Source organism: uncultured Tateyamaria sp., assembly GCF_947503385.1.
Taxonomy (GTDB): Bacteria; Pseudomonadota; Alphaproteobacteria; order Rhodobacterales; family Rhodobacteraceae; genus Tateyamaria.
The window spans coordinates 502,344-516,080 of sequence record NZ_CANNDO010000003.1; the positions used below are offsets into that span (position 1 = coordinate 502,344).

Here is a 13,737-nt window from a genome sequence, read left to right on the forward strand (position 1 = left end):
CCAAAGCCATGTCGCTGTTCTGGGCCAAACGCGGGACCTCAGGTCTGACGCAATGGTGGCTCTGGCGGGTCGATGATGCTCATACCGGCCTTTTTCCATCCCGCGAACGCTTTGCGCACCAAGGGACCGGTGAAGTAATGGAACACCATCTCCTGCGGTATATCCCTCTCGAAGTTTGGCAGGACGGCCAGCAGGTGTCCTTTGGCCGTATCTGCGGCCTCTGCGTTCCCGAGTTCTGCATGAAACCAGACCTGATGCGCGTGATACCAAGGGAACCCCGGCATCGGCACCTTCTCGATCTCCAGCAGGGCTGCCTGCCAGAAATCACCCAACGCAAAACGCCACGCGTGGGCGTAGTGATACCAGCCCGGATGCACCGGGCTCAGTTCTATGGCCTTGTCCAACAGCGGGATCGCGCGGTCAAACTCTCCAAGAAACGCGTGGCAATGGCCGATTTCAGCCAGAATATCTGCGTGGCCGGGGTTGAGCCGCAGGGCCGTTTCAGCCGTCGCGCGAAAGCCTGAAAGGTCACCGGTGTGGAACTGGCACAGTGCCAGCACCATCTGTGCAAACCCGCTTTGCGGGTCGCAGGCCACGCCGCGCTTGGCGGCGTCGAGGCCAAGGCGGGTGGCGTTGACACCGGGCCGTTCATTGAGGTGATAGCGTTGCTCTTCCAGCAGGATCAGCGCGTAGGCTGCCCATCCATCCGACGCGTTTGCGTCCGTCTCCAGCAAAGCGGGCAATCGGGTGCGCAACTCCAGATGCGAGGCAGGATCGTAGGACTTGTAGAACTCGTAGAACTGCGCGACGGCGGTATAGACATCCCACGTCGTCGTCCGCCCATCGACCCTGCGGTTGCGGATGCGGGCACCAAGGGCACCGTGCTGCGACGCCACCCGTCCGGCGGTCAGCAAGCCAATCTCGTCCTGTATGTCAAAAATCTCGCTTGGGGTGCAGGGCCGGTCGAATTGTTCCATGACCGCGATCTCGCCAGTGCGCACATCGCTGACCTGAACCGTCACACGCAAGCGTTCCGACGCACGGCGCAGGCTGCCCTCGACCACAAAGTCGATGCCGTACGTGTCGGCCAGCGCGGTCTGATCGGTGTCGCTGGTCTGAAGATGGATCGCGGTGAGGTGGGACAGAACGCGCAGGTTACGGAACCGTGTCAGGTTGGATGTAATTTCCTCGCTGAACCCGTCGGCGATGGGCGCATCCTCGGGTGCGGCGCTCAGACTGCGGAAGGGCAGAACAAGGATTGCTGGCTTTTCATCACGGATATCGGATGGGGATGGATCACGCTCTGTGGGTACGGCAAGGCGAAAACCCACGCCATGCACCGTCTCAATGATCCGCTGAGCGGTCCCTGTATCTCCGGTGGCGCGGCGTGCTTCTTTCATCGCGGTGGACAGCGTTGCATCTGTGATGATCCGCCCGCCCCAGACCTGTTCGACCAATTGATCCTTGGTCACAATGTCGCCATCCGCATCGACCAGCGCGCGCAGGATACCCAGCGGCTGACGCGTCAGCTTACGCTCCGCGTCACCGCTGCGCACAACCATCCTGTCAAAGTCGATTTCCGCGTCTGCAATACGCACTTTCATGCGGCACCCACCGATCTGATCCCGTTCCCGGACATCTAAAGGGTTTTCTCAGAAACTTCTCAGGTTTGTCTCAAGCAAGGCCGAACGGCCCTCGCTACCTCTGTGCCACGACGCCGACACGTAGGAAAGCCACAGAGGGATCCGACAATGAAATATCGCAACGCCTTGCCGCAACTGAACGGCACCCAGATGATCACCGATGGCGGGTTGGAGACAACGCTGATCTTTCACGACAGCATCGACCTGCCGCTTTTTGCGGCGTTCAAAGCGCTGGAAAGCGACGCAGGTCTGGCTGCCATGGACGCCTATATGACCCGGTTCGCGGCACTGGCCGTTGCGCAGCGGCGTGGCTTCATCATGGACACCCCTACGTGGCGTGCCAGTGCCCGATGGGCCGCCGAACTGGACATGTCACAGGACGACCTGCGCGCTGTCCACCGTGAGGCGATCTGTACATTGATCCGCCTGCGCGAGGCGCATGAGGTCGAAGGCATCAGCCCCTTTGTCCTGAACGGTGTGATCGGCCCGCAGGACGATGGCTATGCACCTGCCCGCCTGCTCTCGGCAGATCAGGCACAAGCGTATCACAGTGCCCAAATCGAATGGTTCGACACATTCGGCGCAGACATGGTGACCGCCCTGACCCTGACCTACAGCGCCGAGGCGGTGGGCATCGTGCGGGCGGCACAGGCGCGTGGCATCCCGGTTGCTATTGCCTTTACGGTAGAAACCGACGGCGCTCTGCCCTCGGGCGAAACGCTGGGCGCGGCCATTGAGGCTGTTGATCAGGCAACGGGCGCATATCCCGCCTATTACATGATCAATTGCGCGCACCCGGACCATTTTTCCGACGTCCTTACCGGTTCGTGGACGCAGCGCATCTTGGGGCTGCGGGCCAATGCGTCGCGCCAAAGCCATGCCGAACTGGACGCCGCGGACACGCTTGATGACGGCGACCCGGCCGAACTGGGCACGCTTTATGCGAGGCTTACAGCGCTGTTGCCTCACCTGACGGTGATGGGCGGCTGCTGCGGCACCGACCACCGGCACATCGCGGCAATCTGCTCGGCCACCGCCGCCACCTGATCCGGGCCGCCACCGCGGCCCTCACCTCAACAGTTGCGCGCGCCTTTCACCGGGCACGGGCCTGTGACCTGCACGTCAACTTACTCAACCCAAAGGAATCCAAAATGTTGAAAACATCTCTCTCCGCCCTCGCGCTGATTGCCAGCGCTGGCCTTGTCGCGGCCGACGGCAAACACATGGCCTTTGACGTGGCCGAAGACCACACGCGTATCTTTATGGCCGCAACGCCTCTGCACGACAATGGAATGCCTGCCCACGGCAACGCGTTTCTGAGCCAAGGTTACATCTACCCCGCCGGCACGCTGTCGGACGGTGTGTCCGGTGTGCTCAAGGATGGCAGTCCGGCTTTTCCGGACACTGTGCTGGGGACATGGACCTGCGATGGCTATTTTGTCGGCGACGCGGGCAACGCAACCACCGGTGTCTGGGTGATATCGCGGCAGGTTTTTGCCTTTGACAGTGGTGACCAGATCATCACCCAAGGCACAGAAATCGCCGATATCGGCAAAGAAAACCTGCGCCCGATCACCGGCGCGACGGGTGAATACGCCGATATCGATGGCGGCCTTGTCCAGACCACGCTCGGCTTCAATGATTTCATGGCGATCAGCGCAACCTTTGTGTTCGAAGCGGCACAGGACGACCATGCCCAGCTTTGGAACATGCAGCCGGACGCCGCCGGGTTGGAGGACAACCACCTTGAGTGGGATTCAGGCGCTCGCGTCGGTCCCATTGATGACCTGCCCTCCTCTTTCTTCTGACACACGGCAGTCCCTGACCGTTTGTGTCGGGGACGCCCTTTCAAAATTCGAGACCCCCGATGAAAGACTTTAGCGACCTCAACCTGCGCCCGGCCCATACCGGCGACGCCGTCAATCTGGCCAAGTTCATTGACACTGCGGGCGAAGGCATTCCCCGTTGGCTTTGGGCTCAGTCCGCCAAGCCCGAGCAATGCCCGCTTGATTACGGCATCTCCCGAGCCAAGCGGGACACAGGCGGTTTTTCCTACAAAAATGCGATCTTGGCCGAACGGTTTGGCGAAGCTGTCGGGATGGCCCTGTCCTACCCGATCCAGAGCGCGCCCGAAGGCACGCTGGATGACCTGCCTTTGCCGGTCATACCCTTCGTCGCGTTGGAGCGGCTGAGCGTCGGCACGTGGTATGTGAATGCGCTTGCCGTTACGCCCGCGGCACGCGGTTTCGGGGTGGGCACCGCGTTGATGGGTGAGGTTGAACGCATCGCGCGACGCCAAGGGTTTGATCGCCTCAGCATTCAGGTCTACGCGCAAAACCATGGCGCGCTGCGGTTGTATCAGCGGTTGGGCTATAGCCTGTCTGCCCGGTCACCCGTCCTTTTGCATCCGTGCCCGCCCTATTACACCGGCGACGTGCTACTGCTTGAAAAGCAGTTGCCTGAGACCACCGCGTCGGCCCCACCTCAAATCGCAACCCGTCGGAGCCCGGCATGACCCGTCTGCTGCCCAATTGGTCGTTCATTGGGGTCGTGTTGGTCCTGTCCTGCGCCACCACCGCGTTGGATGTGGCGCGGGCGGATACGCGTTTGCCCGCGCCACTGACGGATGCGGACTTCCTCTACGACGGGCGTCCGACAGGCGCGCTGGTCGATCTGGGGCGCACCCTGTTTTTTGACCCGATCCTGTCCGGCAATCGCAACATCTCGTGCGGCACCTGCCATGACCCGGCCCTCGCCTCCGGCGACGGGTTGGCACTTGGGATTGGCGAAGGTGGGACGGGCGCAGGCTCACGGCGCACAACGCGTGATCCGGTCACCGGGCGCGTGCCCCGCAATGCGCAAGCGCTCTGGAACATTGGGGCGCGAGCGTATGTCAGTATGTTTCATGATGGTCGCGTCGAACGTAGCGCGGATGGCCATGGGTTTGACACACCCGCTGGGGACGACTTGCCAGGTGGGGTGTCAAACCTGCTTGCGGCGCAGGCTTTCTTTCCCGTCACCTCGCCCATCGAAATGGCCGGGCAATATGGCGAAAACCCGGTCGCCGACGCCGCTGCCACCGAAGATCGCTTGCGGGTGTGGGAACTGCTGGCGGAGAGAGTCGCACATACGCCCGGATACGTGGACATGATGTTCGACGCGTTTCCAATGTTGCGCGCCCGCGACGAGATCAGCTTTGTGCACATCGCCGAGGCGCTCGCGGCCTTTCAGACTGTTGCATTCCGATCTGACACCGCGCCGTTCGATGACGTGCTCCGGACCGGGGATGTATCGCTTCTGTCGCGGGATGCGGTGCAGGGGTTATCGTTGTTTTATGGCAAGGCGGGTTGTGCGAACTGTCACAGTGGCCCGCTTTTTACAGATCACGGATTTCACGCCATCGGGATGCCACAGATCGGCCCTGGCAAAGGGCACGGCGCTGATCTGAGCTATTTTCACGACACGGGCCTGCCTGCACGGCAGGAAGATGAAGGCCGATACCGGGTGACGTTGGATGACGCCGATCTGTTTGCCTTTCGCACACCGTCATTACGCAATGTCGCACTCACAGGACCGTGGGGGCATAGCGGCGCCTACGAATCGCTGGAGGCTGCAATACGTCATCACCTTGATCCCGCAGGCAGCCTGATGGGTTTTGATCCCGATACTGTCGTGTTGCCTGAATTGGGTCAGGTCCTGCGCCTTACGGGCCGTGGTACTGATCTTGGATTTGAGGTGCTTGCGCCGTCACGGCGGCAGGATTTCGACCTGCGCGACACCCGTGTGATGACGACGCACCAACTGCGCGCTCGCATCCTCAAGGCCAATCAGTTGGTCCCACGGACCTTATCGGACAATGAGATTGAACGGCTTGTAGCCTTTTTGCATACGCTTACCGATCCTGCGGCAGCCCGCCTTCCCGATCAACGCCCGAAGTCAGTGCCATCCGGCCTCGCCGTCGAGCCGCCCCTATAGACGCAGGAGTGGAAATCGGCTGCCTGGCACATCGCTGACCGCGATCTGAGGGGCAACCGCGACGCCCCGATCGCCGCGTGTTGGACGCGTCCTGACGGCTCGATCAATTAGGGTCTGGCCTCATTGAGTTTCAAAGCCAGTAGATGACGAGGGCAGCAAGTACGATTGCTGACAGGAATACCTTTGGGCAACGGTCGTACCGGGTGGCCACCCGCCGCCAGTCCTTGAGCCTGCCGAACATGATCTCGATGCGATTGCTCCGTTTGTATCGGCGCTTATCGTATTTCACACGCGTCTTGCGTTGCTTTCGGCCTGGGATGCAGGGGCGTATCGCCTTGTCTTGTAACGCTTCTCGGAACCAGTCAGCATCATAGCCTCGGCCGCCGAGTAGCCAGTCGACCTCTGGCAAGCTGCTCAGCAGCGCGCGCGCGCCGATGTAGTCGCTGACCTGCCCGGCGGTGACGAACAGGTTCAACGGACGGCCCTGGCTGTCGCAGATGGCATGTAACTGGGTGTTCATACCGCCTTTGGTCCGCCTCCCTCTCGGGGCATTTCCTGCGGAAATACCCTGCCGGGCAAAGATCAGGCGCCCACGCCCCCTTTTTTGACGCCCATGCTGGTCGCTGTCCGATGTGCTTTTGGGTAGGTCGCATCGATCATCACGGTCTTTGTCTCGCCATGATCGACCGCCAGACCGACCATCATCTGAGCAAAGATACCCTTGTCGCTCCACCGTTTCCAACGATTGTACAGCGTCTTGTGCGGGCCATATCCTTTGGGCGCGTCACGCCACCGTAAGCCATTGCGATTGAAAAAGATAATCCCGCTCAGAACGCGCCGGTCATCAACACGGGGCTTGCCGTGAAATTTAGGGAAGAAGGGCTCGAGACGCGCCATCTGCGCATCGCTCAACCAGAAAAGATCGGACATGCTCACCGCTCGTTTTTGAGCCGTGAATCATGCCGTTCAACGGAAATCAATGGGTCCTGAACCTAGGGCTGGAATGACACCCGGTCGATATCGCGCAACGGCCATCAAATGTAAAAACAGCGCAATGAATTTCGGGGGGACATTGCGCAGATTCACTACGCTTTCCGAGACTGCGAATGAGCGGTTTCGATCTTGTCACCGGCGCAAGGGTGGCTTTTGTCCGCTGGCCTCGGTGCCAGATGCGAAGGCGTGTTTCCCACATCGTCCAGCACCAAAAGCCACAGATTGCTGGCACTTTTACAACGCAAACACCCGCATTGCGTCGGAAAACCCTTTGAACCGCACCTCTGGCATGGACGTGCAACTGGATTGGTCGGTCAAACCCGCAAATGTCGCTTCGTCAAAAAGGACGCTCCGGTCCACGATCTTGGTGTGCGCTTCCAACCGTGCAGCAAGGTTTACCGTCTTGCCGATGCAGGTATATGTCGCACGATCGTCAGTGCCGGTGTAACCCGCAACCACTTCACCCGTCGCAATCCCAAAACCAATCCTGAGTTCCGCCTCTCCGACTATTACCCGCTCTTCGTTCAGGGCCGCGGTCATCAAAAGCATGTCCTGTGCCGCAGCCAACGCACATTGCGCAGAGTTCTCGATGGGCCTTGGCGCGCCAAAAAGAGCCATGAGACCATCCCCCACCATCAGACTGACGATTCCACCCTGGCTAGAGACGGCATCGAACATCAGGGTGTAAAACGTGTTGATGAGGTCAATCGTGGCCTCGGGTGTCATGGCTTCGGACATCGAGGTGAAATCCCGGATGTCGCAAAACAGGATTGTGGCGTCCAATCGTTGCCCGCCGATGGTAAACCCGCCTTCGCTCAGGTGCTGTGCCACTTCGACCGTGGCGAACCGATCCAACAGCTTTTTCTGTTCGTCATAAAGCCGTTTGCGTTCAAGGCTGGCGCTGACACGGGCATTGAGCAGTACCTTGTTGACCGGCTTGGGAATGTAGTCGTCAGCACCCAATTCGATGCAGCGTACGATATTGTCGAGCCCTTCGACCGACGACGTCACGATAACCGGCAGATCGCGCAGTTTGGGATCGACCTTGAGCGCTTCCAGCACCTCAAAACCATCCATTTCGGGCATCTCGATATCGAGAAGCAGGATGTCGTAAGATCTGGCCCGCAGCATCTCCATGGCAATGCGCCCATTTTCAGCGACTGCGGCGGTGTGACCCAATTGTTCGACGCTGCGCGACATGAGCAGGCGATTGACCTTGTTGTCGTCGACGATCAGCAGGCGCCCCGGCATGTCACGCATCTCGCAAAGCCCTCAGACAGCGTACAGTGTCGGCATAGATCGCTTCGAGCGTCGGAATGGGCGGATTGGCTACGGGCAGGCCAGTCAATTCCATCTCACGCGCCTGCTTGGCAAGCGGCGCAGCCCCAAAAACCTCAGCGTTGGATTTGATGGAGTGTGCAGCACGACGGTAGGCATCCACGTCGCCATTTGATGCCCCCAGTTTCAGGGCCGCGATCATATTGGGCGCGTCCTCGAGAAAGGTGTTGACCAGTTCGGCCACAAAATCGGCACCCATGGCATCACAGAGCTCGGTATAGGTCGCCGTGTCGATGAGGTCCTGCGTCATGTTGCGTCCCTTTGATGGGCTGGCACCGCGAGCAGCGCTTCGATCAGTCGATCCACGCGGATCGGCTTGGCGATGTAATCGTCCATACCCGCAGCCAGACACATCTCTCGGTCGCCCTGCATGGCGTTGGCGGTCATGGCAATAATTCGCGGGCGCGCACTGTCGGCATGATCGCGATTTATGCGGCGGGACGCTTCGAGGCCGTCCATCTCCGGCATCTGCACGTCCATGAGAACCACGTCATAGGTTTGGCGGGCAACACTTTCGCAGGCCTCGATCCCGTTGCTGGCAAGGTCTGTGCGGTAGCCCATTTGCTGCAACAACCGTGTGGCGAGCTTTTGGTTCACAAGGTTATCCTCGGCCAGCAGAATGCGCAGCGGGTGCCGCGCCGCCATGTCCGGATCAGTCTTGGGTTTGTCTGTGGGAACGGATGCCGGTTTGCGCGGCGCCGCAGGGGCAAACAGGGTGATCAGTGTGTCAAAAAGTTGCGACTGGCGCAGCGGTTTGGCAAGCGCGGCGGCAAACAGATCGTCCTCCACCGTTGCGTCACGCAGGCCCAAAGAGCTGAACAGGACCTTGGGCAAGTCCGGCCTGCGCTTGGCGAGCGCACGGGCAAGACCGACGCCATCCATTTCGGGCATGTGCATATCAAGGATCGCCACGTCAAACTGTGCGCCTGCATCCAAGGCCTCCAGCGCATCGGCCGGGGTCAAAAAGGCTCGAGTCTGCATCCCCCATTTCTGCGTTTGCAGGGACAAAATCTTGAGGTTGGTAGCGTTGTCGTCCACCACCAAAAGCCGCTTACCGCTCAGTTCCGACTGCTCGCCAACAAGACTGCGGGTGTCCGTTTTGGGCAGCTTTGCGGGTTTGGCCAGAATACGGAAACGAAAGGTGGACCCCTGACCTGCACCGTCGCTGGTGGCCCACATCGTACCGCCCATCAACTCAGCCAGACGCTTGGAAATCGCCAGACCCAGTCCCGTGCCGCCATATTTGCGTGTGGTTGAACTGTCGGCCTGACTGAACGATTGGAACAGACGGCTCATCCCGTCCGGCGTGAGTCCGATGCCGGTGTCCCTGACCGCAAACTCCAGTTGCATTCGACCGTTCGGGGCCGGATTGGCCGTGACCGACAACACAACCTCCCCCTTGTCCGTAAACTTAACCGCGTTGGACAGCAGGTTGAGCAATATCTGCCGCATCCGCGTCAGGTCCGTACTAATCCCGGCTGGAACGCTGTCGTCGTAAACATAGGCCAGCTCCAACTGCTTTTCGGCGGCCCGCCCACTGACAAGGTCCAGCGCGGATTCGATACAGTTGCGCAGGTCGAACGGATGATCCTCAATGTCCATCTGGCCTGCCTCAATCTTCGAAAAGTCGAGGATTTCGTTGATGATCCCCAGCAGCGCATCGCCGCTGTCGCGAATAGTGCGGGCGTAGTCGTCCTGTTCGGGGGTGAGTTGGGTGTCCATGAGCAGGCCGCTCATCCCGATGACGGCGTTCATGGGCGTGCGGATTTCATGGGACATGGTGGCCAGAAATGCGCTCTTGGCCTCGTTGGCTTGTTCCGCCTCGTCGCGGGCCTCTTGTGCGGCGCGAAAGAGACGCACGTTTTCGATGGCGATGACCGCCTGATCGGCAAAGGATTTCGCAAGGTCGATCTGGGCGGCGGAAAACGGGCGGGCCTTTCGCCGGTCAAAGCACAGCACGCCGACGCATTCGGACTTGCGCATGAGCGGCATGAACAGGGCTGTCTGCATGTCGAAATTTCGGAACGCTTCGACCTCGTGCTCGGGCAGATCGACCTGCGAGGCATCCGAGATGTAGACCATTTCGCCCGTCGCAAAAACCTGCGAGGGGTAGTTCTTTTCGGGCTCGATCGGCATCTGCCGTCCGCTGGGCACCCGCAACTGTCCGTCGGACGCCACGCCTGCGGCGAGCGTGAAGCTGTTTGCGACCCGCAGCAAGACGCCGGATCCGTCGCATTCCAGAAGCGCGACCGCCGTGGTCACGATCGCCTCGAAGACCGGCGTGACATCGGTGGGCGACTGGCTGATGACCCGCAGGATGTCGGCGCTGGCGGTCTGACGTGCCAGTGCAGTTTGCGTTTCGTTAAAGAGCGCGACGTTCTGGATGGCGATGGCTGCCTGATCTGTGAACGCCTCGAGCTGTTCGAAATGTCCGGCATCGGGCACGGTGTTCTGTGGCCATGCCACGATAAGCAGTCCCCAGGTCTGGCCTTGGGTGACGACCGGCAGGCCGACCATATGCTTGAAATTGTTTTCCCGCGCGGTTCCGAAATCAAAGTATTTTTCGGGATCTTGCGCGTCATCCAGATGATACCGCCCGCCGCAGGCAAGCGTGTGTCCGGCGATCGACGTCTCTTTGGGTTTCATGGGGTAATCTTCGAGATAGGCGTCCATGAACTCTGCCGAGAAGCCGCTGCTGGAACAGTAGTGAATTTGGTCGTCGATATACTGCCAGAGGATACAGAACCGCGCGTCGCAGACATCGGTGGCACTGCGCGTGATCCGGTCGAACACCGGTTGCAGGCTGTCGGGTGACTGCGAGATGACGCGCAGGATGTCAGCACTGGCCGTCTGGCGTGCCAATGAGGTCTGGGTGTCGTTAAAAAGGCGCGCGTTCTGGATGGCGATAACGGCCTGATCCGCAAAACTTTCCAGCAGCGCGATGTCCTCTTGCGAGAACGGTCTGACCTCACGCTTGTACAGGGCAAGGCTGCCGATACCCTCGCCCTTGTGCACCAACGGCACGGCAAGAAAGGTGCGCACGCCCTCCGCGTCCACCGCATTTCGTCGAATTTCATTGCCCTCGCGGTAAAGATCCGAGTCCTTGAGGTCGGGGATCATGACCGCCTGCTTTTGTGTGATCGCAATCGCGTTGGACAGCTGGTTGTCTAGTGGCCACTGCGTTTTCCCGACTTCCAACGCCTGCAGCGTGTCGCCGTGATGGGCCACAAGGTTGGCATGGGTTCGTTCTTCGTTCACGAGATTGAGGCTGGCCATTGGTGCGTCGCACAATTCCGCCGCGCGGCTCAGGATCGTGTCAAACACCGGCTCTAGATCGGATTGCGTTTCGCTGATGACCCGCAATATCTCGGCACTGGCCTGTTCACGTACGAGCGCCTCTTCGACCTCGGTCGTGCGCGTCTGTACCTCGCGGAATTGGCGCACGTTTTCGATGGCGATGACAGCCTGCGCGGCGAATGTCGCCACCAGATCCACATCGTCATCGGAAAAGGGGGCAACCTCGCGCCGATAAAGCACAATGACACCCATGCCCTGTCCGTCCTTGATCAGTGGCACCGCCAGAACAGAACGCGCGCCCTCGACTTCGACCATCTGAACACGGCGGGGTGATCTGTCACGGGTGTAGACTGGATCGTCAGCGATATCGTCCTCTCGGATGATCTGACCATCAAGGATCGGACGCACGGCCACAAGTTCGGTTCGGCTCAGTGGTTCTACAAACCCGTTCAGAACGTCGCTGAATTCACTGCGTGCGCCCACATTGGCAGGGATCGTAACAAGGCCGCTCTGGTGATCCGCAAGGCTCAGAAAAGCCAACGGCGCATGGCACAAACGGCTGGCATTGCGCAGAATTGCGTCAAACACGGGCTGATAGTCCGACCGGGCCTTGCTGATGACTTCCAAGGTTTCGCGCGAGGCGGTTTCACGTTCGACACGCATCTGCAACTGACGGTTCTGACGCACATTCTCAATCGCAATTACGGCCTGCGCAGCAAAGGTTTCCACCAGCCGGATGTTGTCGTTGCTAAACGGCTCCTGATATCTGCGGCTCAGGACCAAACACCCGATGATGCCGTCGGCTCCGCGTAAAGGGACGGTCAGCATAGATAGAATGCCTTCCTCATCGACCAGTTTGACCCGCTCGGGATCGCCATCCCGGTAAAGATTATCGTCCCGCATGTCGGGAACGTGGACAACCAGCCCCTCCCGCAACGAACGCCCCACCGCGTGCTGCGGTTTGATCACCCATGACTGACCAATGGCAAAAGCACGGACTTCCCCGCCCCATGCAGCGGCCATGCGGAAACGCGCGCCGTCCTCGCATACCAGATGCAACCGGGCGATGGGCGCATCACACAATCGGGCCGCGTTCCGCAAAACCACTTCGAATACGGGTTGCTCATCATCGCGGCACGCGCTGATCACGCTTAGGATTTCGCGTGTCGCGCTTTCACGTTCGAGCCTGTTTGCCAGAGCGGTGTTTGCCTCTTGCACCGCGGTGAATTGGTGAACGTTTTCGATGGCAACCACGGCCTGCGCGGCAAATGTCTCGACCAATGCAATCTCGTCCGGTGCAAATGGCCGCACCTCTTTGCGGTATAGCCCGACGCAGCCGACCGACGTGCCGTCCGCCAGCCTCAGCGGAACGGTCAACAGCGTGCGGATCCCATCGTCATCGACCAGCTTGCGATAATACTTCTGCCCCGCCCTGTAATAGTCAGTCAGGCGCAGATCCGGCGAATGCACGACGCGTGCCTCACGGACTGACTGCGCAATTTGCAAAGGTCCATCAATGGGCCAGATATCTTCGTTCAGTGGATCGGTGGACAGATCAATCCCGCAATGGGCGACGCATTCGAGAAACGTGCCGTCGGCAGTCACGCGCGACAGAGTGGCGAGATCAGTGTCACACAACGTTGCGACATTGCGCAGGATCACCTCGAAAACCGGGGCTTCATCGTCACGCGACCCACTGATAACCTCCAGTACCTCGGCGGACGCCTTTTCCCGACCAAGTTGGGTTTGCACATTGCGGAACTGCTGCACCGTCTTGATCGCGATTACCGCCTGCGTGGCGAATGCCTCGACCAAGGTTACTTCATCCGCTGTGAACGCCGCGACCCGGGTGCGGAAGAGCGTGATCAGTCCAATCGCACGCGCATCTGAGATCAGCGGGACAAATAGAACGCTGCGAATGTTGCTGTCGTCGACCATAGATCGGACCACAGGGCTGCCAGCCCGGTAAAGATCGCTGTCGCGCATGTCGTCGTGCACGATCAGCTCTCCGGTGACGATGCACCTGGCCGCATAGGACAGGCTTGCGTCCATTTTCATCCGCCCGGTTCGAAACAGATCAACAACCGTCGGTTCGACGCCATCATGAGCCGCGAGTGTTTGAACAGGGTCGTCCGATGTGGCGAGGATCAAACCCGCCATCTGTGCGTTGCACAGGGTTTTCGCCTTGGCCAGAATAGCCTGAAACACCGGGACGTCATCCTGACCGGATCCATCGATCAATTGCATGATCTCGGCCACCGCCGCGAGATGCGCAGCTCTGTCGATATCGGTCTGTGCAGCCATTCGCTGCGAGTCATCCACTGTGGCTGAGGAAACGTTCGCCGGGGGTTTCAAATCGTTTGCTTCACTAATCGTTTGCTTAAATGCGGCCATTCAAATCAGCGGGCCAGACGCCGGTTGGCACCTTTTATCATATTGCAGACCATTTCGATACTCTTGCACATTCGCCGCCTCTGGTCGATCAACGTGC

At 59.8% G+C, this 13,737-nt stretch carries 8 protein-coding genes and 1 pseudogene; 4 read left to right on the forward strand and 5 right to left on the reverse strand.

Translation table 11 applies throughout. The features are described from left to right. Positions 1-38 precede the first annotated feature (38 nt). Entirely contained in the window at positions 39-1,604 is a 1,566-nt protein-coding gene (locus Q1A85_RS13505; RefSeq protein WP_299690020.1) for a winged helix-turn-helix domain-containing protein, read from the reverse strand. A 147-nt stretch (positions 1,605-1,751) separates the two neighbouring features. Here Q1A85_RS13505 and Q1A85_RS13510 point away from each other — a divergent pair, with 147 nt between their 5' ends. From Q1A85_RS13510 to Q1A85_RS13525, 4 genes are all read left to right on the forward strand, one after another. Continuing rightward, positions 1,752-2,690 carry a homocysteine S-methyltransferase family protein gene (locus tag Q1A85_RS13510; protein ID WP_299690022.1) on the forward strand — a complete coding sequence of 313 codons (939 nt, stop codon included), beginning with the start codon at positions 1,752-1,754 and terminating at the stop codon, positions 2,688-2,690. 104 nt (positions 2,691-2,794) lie between these two features. Further along, positions 2,795-3,451 carry a hypothetical protein gene (locus Q1A85_RS13515; RefSeq protein WP_299690025.1) on the forward strand — a complete coding sequence of 219 codons (657 nt, stop codon included), beginning with the start codon at positions 2,795-2,797 and terminating at the stop codon, positions 3,449-3,451. A gap of 59 nt (positions 3,452-3,510) precedes the next feature. Then, positions 3,511-4,158, forward strand: coding sequence for a GNAT family N-acetyltransferase (locus Q1A85_RS13520; protein ID WP_299690028.1), 648 nt, complete (start codon positions 3,511-3,513; stop codon positions 4,156-4,158). Further along, positions 4,155-5,618, forward strand: a complete 1,464-nt coding sequence (locus tag Q1A85_RS13525) for a cytochrome c peroxidase (protein WP_299690031.1) — start codon at positions 4,155-4,157, stop codon at positions 5,616-5,618. The genes Q1A85_RS13520 and Q1A85_RS13525 overlap by 4 nt, the downstream gene beginning before the upstream one ends. Before the next feature lie 130 nt (positions 5,619-5,748). Here Q1A85_RS13525 and Q1A85_RS13530 read toward each other — a convergent pair. The 4 genes and pseudogenes from Q1A85_RS13530 to Q1A85_RS13545 all read right to left on the reverse strand — a co-directional run bounded on the left by Q1A85_RS13530 (position 5,749) and on the right by Q1A85_RS13545 (position 13,550). Next, positions 5,749-6,548: pseudogene (locus tag Q1A85_RS13530) on the reverse strand (IS5 family transposase). Between the two features lie 297 nt (positions 6,549-6,845). Next, positions 6,846-7,871: an adenylate/guanylate cyclase domain-containing protein gene (locus Q1A85_RS13535; RefSeq protein WP_299690034.1), complete on the reverse strand. Its 1,026-nt coding sequence runs from the start codon at positions 7,869-7,871 to the stop codon at positions 6,846-6,848. Then, positions 7,864-8,199, reverse strand: coding sequence for an Hpt domain-containing protein (locus tag Q1A85_RS13540; protein ID WP_299690037.1), 336 nt, complete (start codon positions 8,197-8,199; stop codon positions 7,864-7,866). Before Q1A85_RS13540 ends, Q1A85_RS13535 begins: the two co-directional genes overlap by 8 nt. Further along, entirely contained in the window at positions 8,196-13,550 is a 5,355-nt protein-coding gene (locus Q1A85_RS13545; RefSeq protein ID WP_299690041.1) for a GAF domain-containing protein, read from the reverse strand. Before Q1A85_RS13545 ends, Q1A85_RS13540 begins: the two co-directional genes overlap by 4 nt. Positions 13,551-13,737 lie beyond the last annotated feature (187 nt).